Source organism: Anaerobacillus alkalidiazotrophicus (assembly GCF_001866055.1).
The window spans coordinates 599,008-613,741 of record NZ_MLQS01000001.1 but is presented as its reverse complement, the minus strand read 5'-3'; the positions used below and the strand labels follow the sequence as shown (position 1 = coordinate 613,741).

Genomic DNA, 14,734 nt, shown 5'->3' with positions numbered 1-14,734 from the left:
CGCGAAATAATGAAATTATATGAAAAAAATGTAGAAATTAACAATTTTATTAGTTAAAATATAATATTAGGAATTGATACATTACTTTATCCCACTCTTAAGGGGCAAGTAAGACCCCCACCTCAAAACTTAAGAAAATCGAGAAGTTTAGGTGGGGGATAAACTGCCCCCTAAAGGTCCGATATAGAATAACTTTCATCAGTGATAGCTGATGATTAGTTATTCTTATGCCTGTGGTATAAGTTGAACTAACAATCAGTGGGGGATGAAGGAAAACCCCCACTGATTGAAGTTCAGCTTTATATTTTCGAGCTTCATACTAATGAAATATTGTTATTAGTTCGAAAAGAAAATAAGTAACTAATACTAGTCTACATATTTTTGACTTAATAATACAATGAATTTCATAATAAAGTATTCTGAACACTAAGGTCCTATATCTAGTTACGTTTAACTTTTCGTACCTAGGTATAGATTTATATGGCTCCGTCTTGGTAATTATGAAATCATTTAATAAAACAAAAATTAGTTGAAATCGACAAAACGATTTAGCTGTGAGGAGTTCCTACATGAATAAATGGTTAAGTATGCTCATTGATAAAGTTGGCTTGCATTTCTTTCATTATAACAAAAGTATGCATACACAATTCCGCAATGATTTTGATTTGCACTCTTTTACATCCAATCAAAATCGACTCTCCTTTTATCAGTTAAATAAAATACCTAATATATTGTTTGAATTAAAGGATCAAAAATATGATCTGTCAGGTTCTTATAATTATAACAGTCCTATTTACTCAGGAGATACGGATAATGATATGGCAAAGGGTATTTGCTATTTAAGTCAAAATGGTCGTGAACCTGTTCATGTCATTATTGTACATGGATGGCGTTCAGACTGTTTGAAAAAATTTAAGTTAATCTACTTGAAAGAGATGCAAAAAAAAGGTTATAACGTCTATTTTCCGACTCTGCCATATCATTTTGATCGGGCAACTAGTAGTCTATACAGCGGAGAGTATATGATAAGTGCAAATATTTGCAGAACAATAACCGCTATTAGACAAGCTGTTGTAGAGATTAGGGCGTTAATTCAGTGGTTAAAACAAAATAAAGGTGGAAAAGTAGTACTTATTGGTGTTAGTCTAGGAGGCTATATTTCTAACCTAATAAGTTTATATGAAAAAGAGATTGATGTGCTAGTATCTGTTATGTACGCGAATAATCTTTCTTATGAAATTTGGCATACACCTATTGGAAAATATATTAAACAAGACTTGCAAAAACATAATTTTACCTATCACCAATTACAACGATGTTGGTCAATTCTTCGTGCAGATGAGGCACAACCAATGATACCAAAAGAAAAAATATTACTGATTAGTGGGATATATGACCAGTATGTTAGAAAACAAGATGCAAGTAATCTTTGGAATGGTTGGGGGAAACCACGGCGTCTTCTTTATGCTTGTGGACATGCTGGAATTATCTTTAATCGTAGGCAAATTGCTAAAGATACGCTTGAATTCATTGAAAATTGTATTACTAATGGAAGTGAATAAACGATGTTGTTTTTATTTTTTCTTTTGTGGGGAGTAGGCTTATTATTAATAGTGTTTGATTCAAAACGAGATTCAAACCGTTGGGCTAGTGTGACAGCTTTTGCTGGTGGTGCCGGAGGACTGTCTGTAGTTATCGAAGAAAATGTAAAAGTAAGAATGGTTGAGAATATAGGTTGGAATTATTTGGATGGTACGTTATCGTTCATTGAGCATTTATTATCTTTCGTTTCGCATTATGTTACTCCATACGGATTCCTTGTTTTTTCTATTGTATATTCTGACCAATTAAATAAATCTTGGAAAAAATTTTCGAAAATAATTCTCCTTTTACCGATTTTTGTTATGGGTATGTTTTTTCCAATCTATCCTACTTTGATAATTCCGTATTTTGTTGCTAGCTGGTGGGTGACACCTTATATTATTTGCGGTATTGTGTTACTTTTATATGCATATATTAAGGAACAGCATCCGTCAAAAAAACGTCAACGGCTTTTTGTTAATTTAGCGTTTATTCCGACAATTACTTTCGCATTAATTACTAATTATATTTTACGAAGTATGAACATTGATGATTTTTGGCGCTATAATTATTGGATTGTAACTTTTGGAGCGATAGTTTTTTTTATAGGTCTTATAAGATATAGTTTTATGGGATTAAAGCTTCAAGTGCACCGTCAGCAATATGGATATACAATGCCGGAAATAAAATCAGGAACTGCTCTTCTAAATCATGTGTTGAAAAACGATATAAGAAATATGATTGAGGTAGAAGATTTAATAAAAGAATTAAAGAGCTTAAAATCAAAAAAATTAACTTCTACTAATTGCAAGTTCTTCAGTCAATTAATCTTTCATTGGGCAGAAAGAGAAAGAAAGAAGTTAGCTAGTGATATCCACGATTCTTTTCTGCAAGATATTATCATTCTTAAAAGGAAAGTTGAAGAAATAAAGCTAGTACCTGCAAAAGAACAACCTGAGTTAGAAAATAGAGTAGCAGAAATAGAAGAAGAGATTTTAGATATAATGTTTAATATGAGAGAAACTTGTCAGGAATTAGCTCCCCCACTTTTGTCGGAAATGGGGCTTGAACAAGCGTTACAAGACTTAGTAGAGAAGTTTAAATTACGTTCTAATAGTAAGCTAAATATCAAAGTTGTAGAAAGCCCAAATCCTTTATTAAATAACGATTATAAATTAGTCATTTATCGTATTGTACAAGAACTGTTAAACAATGCCAATAAACATGCAAAAGCTACTGAAGTAACTATTTTGATTCAAATTAATGATAGAAATTTGAAATTATCTTACCAAGATAATGGAGTAGGCACAGATCTTAACTTAATAAGTACAGATCGAAAAAAAATAGGTTTAGTAGGTATGGCAGGGCGGGTTCATAGTGTAGGGGGACGTATGAAATTCAATTCAGAACCTAATAAAGGCATGACTGTTCAAGCGGAAATTCCATTAAAATAAGTAGGATGTAAGAAGGTGACAGTATGATTACTATTCTTGTTGTAGACGATCATTCGCTTGTTGGAGAAGGTACAAAAACATTATTAGACAGTGAACCTGATTTTAGTGTTGACTTTCTTGGATCAAGTGTAGAAATCGTGGATTTAATAAAAGAAAAAAAATATAATGTTTATTTGCTGGATTTACATATGCCTGAATTAAGTGGTATAGAATTAACAAAAAAAATTTTATGTGTTCACGATAAAGCTAAAGTACTTATCTATACCGGCCATGATATTTCTAGCCATTTTAACTATTTAATTGAAGTAGGTGCTTCAGGGTTCCTAAGTAAAACGAGTTCAAAACAGCAACTTATCCGTACAATAAGAGGGGTAGTTGATAACCAAGCCGTAATTCCTTTAGAATTATTGCATCAACTTCGTAGAACGGAAATTAAACCATGTCTAGAGACTGGAAAAAAAATAAAGTTAACTCAAAAAGAAGAACAAATTCTAGTAAAGGTCGCAAAAGGATTAACAAACGAACAAATTGCAAAAGACTTGTTTACGAGTTGTAGGACTGTAGAAAGGCATTTAAGTGGGACTTTTAAGAAATTGAATGTAAGTTCTAGATCTGAAGTGATTGAAAAAGGACGCCAGCTAGGGGTGATACCAGAGATTTTGATTTGAAAAGAGGATGCTCTCAATTTGAGAGCATCCTTTTGAGATTCTAGATGAAGAAAATCTCTTAAATCAGTCAATGACCGCCAAAAAATGGCGGTACTCCGCCACATATTGTCGGTTCGAAAAATTCATTTTTAACGTATCATTATAAATAGATTAACACTTTAGTGAATTTCATCATTATAAAAAACGAGCTACATAAATCAATATCTAGTTACGATTGGTTCAACGTAACTAGATACAGTATCTAAGTGGCGATAATGATCGATTATGAAATTCATTGACTTATTAAATATTTACAATTTTAGAGAGGGTGTAGTGAATGTCAGAATTACACGAGAGAAATGAAATTATATTAAAGCAAGGGAAGCCTTCGTTATTCGGTATGTTTTTATATCCTGGTGAACAGTTTGAGAAGTTAAAAGCTAAACCACTTATTTTCGTACCGTTACTATTAGTAACTCTTATTTACACTCTCGGAACTGCTATTATGGCTTTTGGAATGGATAGTTCGTGGTTACTTGTACAAATTAGTCCTGAGGAAGCCGATCTTTTTGCTGAAATGGAAATATTCATGCGTATAGGAATCTTATTTTTCGGTTTATTTATCCCAATTATAAGTGCACTTTTATTTGCTATTGTTTTTATTATTATTGCAAAGATTAGTAGAAGTGCCGTTACGTTTAAACAGTTATTTTCATTAGGAATTTTTGTATCAGTGATTGGCGGAATAGGAGTATTATTTAACGCGATTATGACGACTTTTTTTGGAACGAATCCAGATATTCCTTTTACTAGTTTAGCGTTATTCTTTGGTGAGGAAAGCGCATTATTAATCGGTATTGAAGTATTCTCGATTTGGCAATTAATTGTTACCGTAACAGGTCTAAGAAAAGTAGCTAATTTTGATGCTGTGTTAGCATGGATAGCCACCATTGTATTTTATGTCATTAGCATAATTATTGCTCTATTAATTAGTTAAAGGGGATTATTCATAAATGCGGCTTTTTGCAAGTGTCGTTGCGAAAGCACTTTAATGTATGTAAAACAAAATGCTAACAGACTTTGTATACAGGTCTCTTAAGTTAGAAACACATCCATTATTAAAAGAAAATTGATCAGAATTGTTAGTTAGTGACGTTGAGTTTGGCATGATGGATATGTATTAAGTACTAGTAATTATTAAGAGGAGAGTTTATGAAGAATAAGAAAAAATGGATCATAACAGGTGTTATTTTATTAATAGGAGCTATGACAACGGTAGGGGTTGCTCGTTCATTAGAAGAAAACATTTTTGAGGTTGAAATAGTAAATCCTAAGATGGAACCTTTAGCAACTGAAGTGATGGTGCCAGGAACCCTTCTTGTCAAAGATGAACAAATTATTTATCATTCTCCAGACAAAGGACATGTCTATGAGTTGTTAGTTGAGGAAGGAGAAATAGTAGAGAAAGGCACTGCACTAATGAAATATAAAAGTGATTCTCTTTTGCTTCAAAAAGAGCAGCATGTCTTAACAGTAGAAGCTAGTAATCTACGTTTATCACAAATAAAAAATCAAGAAAACAATTTAAATATACAGAGAGCTAATTTGAAAAAACAAAAAGATGACTTAGAGAAAAAAGAAGCGGAGTTAAAGAAAGAAATAGGGAAAGAAGAAGCACTAGCAATGTTGGAAGTAGAAAAACAACAAATTAAAGCTGAAGAACGGCACATTTTAACACAACAACAGCAATTCGAATATGAAAGAAAACTAATAGATTTAGAAATAAAACAGCAAAAATTGCAAAAAAGATTACTTGATTCAAACGAAGAGCAATTAACCGTCATAAGTAATATAGATGGGAAAGTGATTATTGCTAATGACACGGTGGAGACAGCGTACTTAGAAAGCAGTCCAATGATTTTACATATCGTAAATACAGAAGGTTTTATTGTTAATGGAAATTTATCTGAATACAATTCCTTAGTTGTAAAAGAAGGGCAACATGTGAAGATCCAGTCAGATGCGATTCACGATGAAGAGTGGGAAGGGACTGTCAGTCATGTTGCTTATAGTCCCATCACAAGTGAGATTTCCGTTCAGTATCCTATCACAGTTGAAATCAATTCTGAAAATATTCATCAGCTTAGACCTGGTTTACAAATGATTTTGCAAATCAAGACGGACGAAAGAAAATCGATGGTGATACCGTTAGCAGCAATTTTACAAGAAAGTGGAATGAACTATGTTTTTGTAGTAGAGGAAAATTTAGCATATAAGAGGGAAGTTGAGCTAGGTATTGTCTATGGGGATAACATAGAAGTTGTTAGTGGACTTTCAGTAGACGAAAAGGTAATTAAAGAACCGATGTTGACGTTAAATGAAGGAATGGAAGTGATCGTTCTTGATTAACTTGCAATCTGTTTCAAAAACGTATCGACTAGGTTTAGAAAATGTCCATGTTTTAAAAGATATTTCACTTTTTATAAATCAAGGTGATTTTCTTGCGATTATGGGTCCTTCAGGATCTGGCAAGTCAACGTTAATGAATATTATCGGTTGTTTAGATCAGCCAACTGCCGGAACGTACCAATTCGAAGGCAATGATATTACAGCCTATAATGATGTTGAACTATCAAAAGTAAGGAATCAATTCATTGGTTTTGTATTTCAACAGTTTCAGCTGCTTCCAAGGTTAACCGCATTAAAAAATGTTGAATTACCAATGATTTATGCTGGTTTTAGTAAAAAGGAAAGAAAAGAAATGGCGTTGCATGCACTTACTAAAGTAGGTTTAGCAAATAGAGTTCACCATCTACCTAATGAACTTTCAGGTGGCCAAAAACAACGAGTCGCTATAGCAAGGGCATTAGTGAATAACCCAAGGATGATATTAGCCGATGAACCTACAGGAGCTCTTGATACGAAAACGAGCGAATCCATTATGGAACTACTAACTGAATTAAATCGAGAAGGAACAACCATTCTCATTGTTACACATGAGCAAGAAGTTGCTGCATTTACACAAAAAACAATTATTGTACGTGATGGGGAAATCGTGAATGAGCGAAAAGAAGGAAAGGAACATCTTGAGTATGAGTGTAACTGAAAACATACTTATGGCGCTACAATCTATCCGTGCCCATAAATTGCGATCTATTTTAACGATGTTAGGGGTAATCATTGGGGTAGCAGCAGTTATTATTGTTGTCGCAATTGGTCAAGGCGGAGAACAGATGTTAAAATCTGAACTTACTGGTGTTGGTAATACGATGGAGGTTTATTATATGCCTTCAGAGGAAGAACTGAGAGCAAATCCAAACGTTGATTTCTATTCAGCATTTTCATATACAGATATCCAGGCACTTGAGGAAATTCCTGAAGTGAAGCGAGTGGTTACCAGTAGTTCAGAATTTAGTACTGTGAGATATCAAACAGATATAGCGGAGGCAGCAATTATTGGTATAAATGATGCGTATTTATATGTTCATGATTTATCACTTTCAGAAGGAATATCTTTTACTACTTCAGATTTTTTAGGTGGCCGTAGAACAGCACTAATTTCACATGCTTTACAAGAGGAGCTTTTTGAAGATAAAAGCGCGGTTGGAGAAATAATTCGTATTGGTCATCAACCTGTCGAAGTCATTGGTGTATTAGAAAAACCAAAAGGACTTTTTGCCTTCGGTTCGATGGATGTTTATATCCCATGGATGACTTGGAGAAACATTTATATGAGAACAGACATTAGCCAAGTTTCTATTCAAGCCGATAGCTTGGAAGAACTTCAAATTGCAGGCGATAAGGCTGTTACTCTATTAAATCGTTTAAATAACACTGAAGATTCATATCATGTGTTAAATATGGAAGAGATAGCTGAGGCAATAGGTCAAATTACAAGAATCATGACAATGATTATTGGTGGAATTGCTGGAATTTCTCTTTTTGTAGGTGGCATTGGTGTAATGAACATTATGCTAGTTTCAGTGACTGAGAGAACGAGAGAAATTGGCATTCGAAAAGCATTAGGTGCTACACGTAGACAAATTTTATTCCAATTTATTATTGAATCGATCATTCTAACATTGATAGGGGGAATGATTGGTATCCTATTAGGGGCAATAATCGCTTCTTTAGTTTCATTAATAGCCGGATGGCCGTCGTTACTCTCATTTCCAGTGATTATAGGTGGATTATTATTTTCGATGATAATAGGCATTGTTTTTGGGTTCATACCAGCTAACAAAGCATCCAAGTTAAACCCGATTGAAGCATTAAGGTATGAATAGAGAAAAACAAAATGTTCATAACATAAGATTAGGAAGGAGGAATTATCTCATGATCAAATTTATAATTTATTTTGTGATTTTTTACTTGATAGGTTATTATTATGGCGTTTTTTCGAAGGGACCAGTTTTTGACAATTTTTTTGTCATGATAATTCTAGTATTTATCTTGATTTTCTTATTTGAATGGATAATTAGTCTCATTAAGGAAAAAAGGAAACCGGAAGCTTTTGACGATAATAATCAGGATATTGAAACTTGGGAGGATATGTTGAAAGAAATAAAAGAAGAGATTGAGAAAACATGGTGTATTAACTATAAAAATAATTGTATAAAGATTGTAAATAAATATAATCAAGAGGAATTGTATATAAACGATAAACTTGTATGTAAGAAAAAAAGAAAAAGTTGGTATTCGTGGATGATACCGTATCAAACGTTAACTGGTGTCATTGAGGAAAACGGCCATACTCTATTAGTTAAAGCTAAATTAGGCGGTTTTGTAAGTTTAACTTGTAGGTTATATGTAAATAAACAATTGATTTTCAAAGAGAAAATTAAATTCAATCTACTTTCAAGTGAAAAAAAGATAAAGTGAATACAAATTTCCATCTTAATCAAACGTAGAGCGGTAACTTAATTTTAGTTATCGCTCTTTTCAAAGTAGAGTAAAGTTTAATAAAATATAAGGAAGAATAAGTATGTAGTTTTTAATGAATTTCAACTACGTGCTTATTTTTCTTCTTCAGAAAAGAAGTGGGTGGAGGATAAGCCATGGATCATGAAAATTGATGAATGTTTAAAAAAGAATGAACTACCTACCGTGGCTACGAATAGCTCGGAGCGTTCTTATGAATTAGTGAAGGATGAAAAGGGTGGAAAAGCACTGTTAGAAAGAATTGATCTAATTGATAAGTTAAAAATCATAAAAACCCCTGATCCTCTTAAATCTCTATTGTCCTCCGTCTTATTACCGAAAAGAGGAAAGTCCTTTGTTTGCAAAGTTGTTAATGATTTCGGCCATTTCTCTTGGAGATTTATCCATTCCATTATCCAACCAAGTTTTAATAACGTGAATGCTTCCACTCACGACAAAGATACTTACATATTCTGAGATTTTCTCATCAAGATTGTTAATAGTAACCCAATTTTTCATTGTAAATTGATGAGTGATGTTCATGATCCTCTTTTGAAAGGAGGAATCGCCGTGTCCGCTCATGAGTGTTTGACACAAATCACTGTTTAAGGCGATATAGTCTAGTATTTTTTCTGTCATCTGTAACGCTTCTTCCTCTTTGGTAAAATTGTAGGAGCTAAGTGTGGTGTACATATCGCCAATAATTTCTTCTTCAATTTTATATAGAAGGTCGTAGTGATCAGAGTAATGAGTGTAAAAGGTTGAGCGATTAATATCGGCTGTTTCACATATTTCTTTTACCGTAATATTAGAAATTTGTTTTTCTTTCATTAGTTTCATTAAGCTATCTTTTAAAACCATTCGGGTATATTTTTTGCGCCTGTCCATTTTAGAAGTCACATTAAATCCTCCTATATTTTTTGTGTTATCCAACAAACTATTAATTTATGTTGGGGATTGGACGTATTCATACGAACTGTTTGTTGTATATCCAACACTGTGTCTATATAATGATAAAGTGAAAAATAGGATAGGGCAAGAGAGGATGAACGATTATTGGTATAGCAGCACGAATGATCAAACATAAAAAGTTAATTGTATTCACTTTTGTGCTCATCGCAATGATCTCTGCTGTGGCGCAATTTTTTGTTTCTGTAAATTATAATATGGTGGATTACTTGCCAGAAGATGCGCAATCTACTCGAGCGATGAAAATAATGGAAGAGGAATTTACAGCCTCTGTACCAAATACAAGAGTGATGATCAACGATGTAACCATACAGAAAGCACTTGTTTATAAAGAGGAGCTCGCGAGTATTGATGGGGTTTCAGATGTTATATGGCTGGATAATGTCATTGATTTAAAAGTGCCATTAGAAATGGCAGACCAAGAGACGGTAGAAAGCTATTATAAGGACGGCAAAGCACTTTTTTCATTTAGTGTAAGAGATGGGGATGAAGTTGCGATTACCGAGGAGATTTATAAATTAATCGGTGAAGAGAATTCCATGGCTGGTGATGCTTTAGATACAGCTATATCACAAAAAATGGCAGGTTCAGAATCGCTCTATGCGGCATTACTGTTAGTCCCTATTATTATACTGATCCTTGTTTTATCAACTACCTCTTGGGTAGAGCCAGTATTTTTTCTGGTGGCCATTGGAGTTTCAGTACTTATTAACTTAGGTACAAACATTTTTATAGGGGAAGTTTCTTTTGTTACACAATCTGTTGCCCCGATTTTACAACTAGCGGTTTCGCTAGATTATGCGATTTTTCTGCTTCATAGTTTTTCAGATGCTAGGAAGCAAACGAATAATCCTGAAGAAGCGATGGAGCTTGCGATGAAGAAATCTTTTCCGGCGATTACGGCAAGTGCAGCAACAACGTTTTTTGGATTTATGGCGCTGACGCTAATGAAGTTCGAAATTGGATCAGATCTTGGAGTAAATTTAGTCAAAGGGATATTCTTAAGTTATATTAGTGTGATGGTTTTCTTACCAGCGTTCACCTTATTTTTTTACAAATGGGTAGATAAAACGCAACATAAAAATTTTGTTCCAAGCTTCAAAGGAATTGGAGCTCGTCTGTTAAAAATTAAAATCCCAAGCTTAATCATTGTTTTTGCTATTTTTATTCCGAGTTTTCTAGCGCAAAGTAATACGAACTTTATGTATGGTCTTGGTGATCAACCAGAGGGCACGCGTGCAGGTAGTGATTTTAACATGATTGAAGAGGCATTTGGGGAGCTAACCCCAATTGTTTTATTAGTACCTAAAGGAGATTTGGTTAGAGAGACTGAACTAGTACAAGAGCTACAGAAGCTGAACCATGTTACGAGTGTCATTTCCTATGTAAGTACAGTCGGTACCGTTATCCCACCTGAATTTCTAGATGAAACAATAAAGAATGAATTTTTTTCAGAAAACTATAGCAGGATTATTATTCATAAGAACACTGGTAAGGAAGGAGACGTCCCTTTTTCTGTCGTAGAAGCGATACAGGAAAAAGTGAACGTTTATTATGGAGCTGAGGGCCTTAGCCTTGGTGAGAGTGTCACATTATACGATATGAAAAATACGGTTAACAGGGACAATAGGGTTGTAAATATAGTAACAGTCATAACGATTGCTATCGTTTTACTTGTTACCTTTAAATCAATTTCCATTCCTTTAATCTTACTCATCACGATACAGTCTGCCGTTTGGATCAATCTCTCAATTCCATATTTCACCAATACTTCGTTAGTTTTTGTAGGGTACTTAATTATTAGTACTGTACAGCTTGCGGCTACGGTAGATTATGCGATTTTACTCACGGAGGCGTATAAAGAGAAGCGTAAAGAAATGTCAGCACGAAAGGCAATTAAGGAAACTTTGGACGAAAAAACATTTTCAATTTCTATTTCTGCTTCCATATTATCAAGCGTAGGCTTTATTTTAGGGGCTACATCTTCTAACCCGATCGTATCCTCAATTGGATTACTGCTTGGAAGAGGAGCAATGCTAGCTTTTATTTTGGTTCTCTGTTTCTTACCAGCGATGCTATTGGTATTGGATAAAGTTATTAATAAAACTACCTATAAAGCAAACTTTTATGAGGAGAAATGATGATGAGAAAAAAACGATTATTGCTAGTCCTTCTCGCTATAAGTCTACTATTGCCGTCATTTCTTGTTCTAGCCGAAACGATTGAAATAGCCGGAGAGTTGGCGTCGAAGGATGAAGTGGTGTATGCAAATTTACATGCGAATGGTGAGCTGCATGAGATCTATATCGTGAATTCATTAGATGTTACAAAACCAGGGATAATTATTGATTATGGTACCTATGATAATATTAAAAATTTAACTGATTTATCAGAGATCGTATATGTTGATGATACGATTCGAATTAATGCCACTAAAGGAAAGTTTTATTATCAAGGAAACATAAAAGATGGAGAAATACCATGGGATATTTCCATTTCTTATGAATTAGATGGCGAGAAAATCGTACCAAGTGAACATGTGGGAAAAAATGGACATCTAAAAATAACGATTAAAACGTCAGCTAATGAAAATGTCGATCCTGTCTTTTTTGAGCATTATCTATTACAAATATCCCTCATGCTTGATCCTGATATCTATCGTGACATTGAGATATCAGATGGAATGATCGCTAATGCCGGAAAAAATAAGCAAATCACTTTTACAGTTATGCCAGATCATGAAGAAGAATTGTATCTTAAAGCAGATGTCCTGGATTTCGAGTTAGAAGGGATTGAAATTGCCGCGGTTCCTTCGTCATTTGCGATTGATTCCCCAGATATTGATGAAATGACGGAAGAAATGAAGTCTTTAACAGATGCAATTAAAGGAATTAACAATGGTGTTGGACAATTAAAGAATGGTGTTTCTGATCTTAACAAAGGTGTTAGTAGCCTACGAAACGGTTCATTAGATTTTAAAAATGGAATGAGTGAAATCGATCAATCATCTGGGGATCTTGTTCATGCTTCAAATTCCATTAACAAAGCTCTTGCGACAATTGGTACATCTCTTCAAGATTTACCCGGAGGAATAGATGTAAGTGATCTAAAGAATCTTCCTGGAGGGCTAACGCAATTAGCGAATGGACTTCTCGAAACAGCTGATGGATTAGCTACGCTAAAGGAGAATTACACGTTAGCCTTTGATAAATTAGATGATGCAATTGGAGCCATTCCGAGTTTTGAGATTAGTGAAGAAGATATGAATAGCTTATATGTAAGTGGTGCCGACCCTGCGATCATTGATAAATTGATCGAGACGTATTCTGCTGCACAGATTGTCAGAGAGACTTATTCTATGACGAATGAAGCTTTTATCGGAGTAGATGAGATCCTAGAGGCAATGAGTGGATCTATGATAGATATGGGGAATTCACTGGCATTTGTCGGTCATGAACTTTCGTCTACTTTAGAAAGTATGGACGATCTCGAGTCTTTGGCACAACTACTAGAAGGATTAGCTGCGTTTTCCGCCAATTATCAAGAGTTTCATAAAGGCCTTGTTAGCTATACAAAAGGTGTTGGTCAATTATCCAATTCATATCATAACTTACATGCTGGAATTGTAGAACTATCAACAGGAACAGCAAAGTTAGAGGATGGTGTAGGTGAACTATATGATGGTACAAATCAACTATATGAAGCAACAAGCGAATTACCTACACAAGTGCAAGAGGAGATCGATCGGATGATTGCAGAATATGATAAATCTGATTTCGATGCCATATCCTTTGTGTCTTCTCAAAATGAAAAGATCAACCTTGTCCAGTTTGTGATGAAAACAGAAAGGATTAAAAAAGAAGTACAAGAAACAAACGAAATCCAGGTAGAAGAAGAAAAAGGATTTTGGACGCGCCTGATGGACTTGTTTAGATGGTGAGCGGGAATTATTTTTTTGTTTTTAGACTTATAGAAAAAGGGAGCTTCAGTATAACTGTGGTTCCCTTATTTTTGTTGCAGAGTTCATTTACAAAAGTACTAGTAAGCAATGGGGCTGTGGCAATTAAATATATTTCTAATTATAATCGTAAGGTGATATGCAGTAATCAAATATAATGGAAAAATGTAACTTTCCTAAGCAATTAATCGTTATAATAGAGAGTGAGTTTATGAGGAGGGAAAAAGATGAAGCATCTGAAACTTTTTGTTGTTGCGCTGTTATTGATAAGTTTATTCATGAATGCACGATTATTAACGAAATTCAGCGATCTGGAAAATCGATTGGACTCCATTTCTTATCAGCAAATAGACATCACGCGAAGTGTCGATAATCAAACAGGTCATTTGTACAATCTTATGGATGAATTTATTAGGGAGCAAAGCTGGATTAGTTCAATTGAAATGGAAGTAGGAACAAAAAGCATAGAGAATAATAAAGCAACTTTAAGCTTTAACTGGCAAATAAAAGAGCTGATCAATGATGCTAAAGTTGAGTTTCATTACAAATATGGTAACGAACAAGACTATCACTCAATACTGGTAGAGGAAATCGGACGTGGTTTATTTGAAGCAAGTATTCCTGCTGAACTTCAATTAGAGCCGGAGTGGTATACGAGTATAACAATGGGAAATAGATATAGTGCTGTAGAAGAAGTAGTAGAAACGATTGAAGAATACGATATGAGAAAAAATAATCCAAATCACCTTTTATATTATGTGTCTGTTTCCTATGATGATGTAGTCAAAAGTGGCGACATTCATACATCCGATCTTGGCTATTTAGGATCACAATATTATGGGACCATTGATACTTTTGTTGACATTAATCAAGGTGGATACCATATTTCTATTTCCGCACCACCGTCATATAGTAATAGAACTAATGATCTCCAAGAAGCTTATATACAAAAGTTTAAGGATGGCATTTTTATACGTGAAGAGAAATTAACGCCAAGTGAATGGATGGACGAGGCCAATAAACAAGAACATGGCATTCACCTGTATCAAAATGTTACAGATGAAAAATTTGAATATACAAGCTTGCGAATAAAAGTAGTTTATAGTGATGGGAAAACGTTCGAAAAAGAGGTTTATTCTCAGTGATTTATGATCGCAGCGTACCAATTAAATATTGAAGTTAGATGAATAGAAAGGTAGTGAAAA

The 14,734-nt window shown here is 34.1% G+C and carries 12 protein-coding genes; 11 read left to right on the top strand and 1 reads right to left on the bottom strand.

Features of this window, described 5'->3' with window-relative positions; genetic code table 11:
• The first annotated feature begins 569 nt into the window (after nucleotides 1-569).
• The 8 genes from BKP45_RS02965 to BKP45_RS02930 all read left to right on the top strand — a co-directional run bounded on the left by BKP45_RS02965 (nucleotide 570) and on the right by BKP45_RS02930 (nucleotide 8,563).
• The gene (locus tag BKP45_RS02965) at nucleotides 570-1,562 is read left to right on the top strand and encodes an alpha/beta hydrolase (protein ID WP_071388286.1); all 993 of its coding nucleotides are present in this window, start codon (nucleotides 570-572) and stop codon (nucleotides 1,560-1,562) included.
• Nucleotides 1,563-1,565: 3 nt separating this feature from the next.
• Entirely contained in the window at nucleotides 1,566-3,035 is a 1,470-nt protein-coding gene (locus BKP45_RS02960; protein ID WP_071388285.1) for a sensor histidine kinase, read from the top strand.
• A gap of 23 nt (nucleotides 3,036-3,058) precedes the next feature.
• The gene (locus tag BKP45_RS02955; protein ID WP_071388284.1) at nucleotides 3,059-3,703 is read left to right on the top strand and encodes a response regulator transcription factor; all 645 of its coding nucleotides are present in this window, start codon (nucleotides 3,059-3,061) and stop codon (nucleotides 3,701-3,703) included.
• 316 nt (nucleotides 3,704-4,019) lie between these two features.
• Nucleotides 4,020-4,679, top strand: coding sequence for a YIP1 family protein (locus tag BKP45_RS02950; RefSeq protein WP_071388283.1), 660 nt, complete (start codon nucleotides 4,020-4,022; stop codon nucleotides 4,677-4,679).
• A gap of 215 nt (nucleotides 4,680-4,894) precedes the next feature.
• A complete protein-coding gene (locus BKP45_RS02945; protein WP_071388282.1) occupies nucleotides 4,895-6,091 on the top strand; it encodes an efflux RND transporter periplasmic adaptor subunit in 1,197 nt (398 codons plus the stop codon).
• The gene (locus BKP45_RS02940; protein WP_071388281.1) at nucleotides 6,084-6,788 is read left to right on the top strand and encodes an ABC transporter ATP-binding protein; all 705 of its coding nucleotides are present in this window, start codon (nucleotides 6,084-6,086) and stop codon (nucleotides 6,786-6,788) included. The genes BKP45_RS02945 and BKP45_RS02940 overlap by 8 nt, the downstream gene beginning before the upstream one ends.
• The gene (locus BKP45_RS02935; RefSeq protein ID WP_071388280.1) at nucleotides 6,775-7,968 is read left to right on the top strand and encodes an ABC transporter permease; all 1,194 of its coding nucleotides are present in this window, start codon (nucleotides 6,775-6,777) and stop codon (nucleotides 7,966-7,968) included. Before BKP45_RS02940 ends, BKP45_RS02935 begins: the two co-directional genes overlap by 14 nt.
• A gap of 49 nt (nucleotides 7,969-8,017) precedes the next feature.
• Complete coding sequence (locus BKP45_RS02930) at nucleotides 8,018-8,563, top strand: hypothetical protein (RefSeq protein ID WP_071388279.1); 546 nt, start codon at nucleotides 8,018-8,020, stop codon at nucleotides 8,561-8,563.
• Nucleotides 8,564-8,935: 372 nt separating this feature from the next.
• On the opposite strand, the gene BKP45_RS02925 is transcribed toward BKP45_RS02930, so the two are convergent.
• Complete coding sequence (locus BKP45_RS02925) at nucleotides 8,936-9,502, bottom strand: TetR/AcrR family transcriptional regulator (RefSeq protein ID WP_071388278.1); 567 nt, start codon at nucleotides 9,500-9,502, stop codon at nucleotides 8,936-8,938.
• 173 nt (nucleotides 9,503-9,675) lie between these two features.
• On the opposite strand from BKP45_RS02925, the gene BKP45_RS02920 reads away from it, so the two are divergent.
• The 3 genes from BKP45_RS02920 to BKP45_RS02910 all read left to right on the top strand — a co-directional run bounded on the left by BKP45_RS02920 (nucleotide 9,676) and on the right by BKP45_RS02910 (nucleotide 14,674).
• A complete protein-coding gene (locus BKP45_RS02920) occupies nucleotides 9,676-11,712 on the top strand; it encodes an efflux RND transporter permease subunit (RefSeq protein ID WP_084787556.1) in 2,037 nt (678 codons plus the stop codon).
• A 2-nt stretch (nucleotides 11,713-11,714) separates the two neighbouring features.
• Nucleotides 11,715-13,511 (top strand): hypothetical protein, encoded by a 1,797-nt coding sequence (locus tag BKP45_RS02915; RefSeq protein ID WP_071388276.1) that lies wholly within the window; start codon nucleotides 11,715-11,717, stop codon nucleotides 13,509-13,511.
• A 245-nt stretch (nucleotides 13,512-13,756) separates the two neighbouring features.
• Nucleotides 13,757-14,674, top strand: coding sequence for a hypothetical protein (locus BKP45_RS02910; protein WP_071388275.1), 918 nt, complete (start codon nucleotides 13,757-13,759; stop codon nucleotides 14,672-14,674).
• Nucleotides 14,675-14,734 lie beyond the last annotated feature (60 nt).

What these genes read in the sequence shown, in the direction of transcription:
- BKP45_RS02915 (WP_071388276.1), top strand. Translation starts at nt 11,715, where the DNA reads ATGAGAAAAAAACGATTATTGCTAGTCCTTCTCGCTATAAGTCTACTA.
- BKP45_RS02945 (WP_071388282.1), top strand. Translation starts at nt 4,895, where the DNA reads ATGAAGAATAAGAAAAAATGGATCATAACAGGTGTTATTTTATTAATA.
- BKP45_RS02935 (WP_071388280.1), top strand. Translation starts at nt 6,775, where the DNA reads ATGAGTGTAACTGAAAACATACTTATGGCGCTACAATCTATCCGTGCC.
- BKP45_RS02920 (WP_084787556.1), top strand. Translation starts at nt 9,676, where the DNA reads ATGATCAAACATAAAAAGTTAATTGTATTCACTTTTGTGCTCATCGCA.
- BKP45_RS02930 (WP_071388279.1), top strand. Translation starts at nt 8,018, where the DNA reads ATGATCAAATTTATAATTTATTTTGTGATTTTTTACTTGATAGGTTAT.
- BKP45_RS02960 (WP_071388285.1), top strand. Translation starts at nt 1,566, where the DNA reads ATGTTGTTTTTATTTTTTCTTTTGTGGGGAGTAGGCTTATTATTAATA.
- BKP45_RS02950 (WP_071388283.1), top strand. Translation starts at nt 4,020, where the DNA reads ATGTCAGAATTACACGAGAGAAATGAAATTATATTAAAGCAAGGGAAG.
- BKP45_RS02910 (WP_071388275.1), top strand. Translation starts at nt 13,757, where the DNA reads ATGAAGCATCTGAAACTTTTTGTTGTTGCGCTGTTATTGATAAGTTTA.
- BKP45_RS02955 (WP_071388284.1), top strand. Translation starts at nt 3,059, where the DNA reads ATGATTACTATTCTTGTTGTAGACGATCATTCGCTTGTTGGAGAAGGT.
- BKP45_RS02965 (WP_071388286.1), top strand. Translation starts at nt 570, where the DNA reads ATGAATAAATGGTTAAGTATGCTCATTGATAAAGTTGGCTTGCATTTC.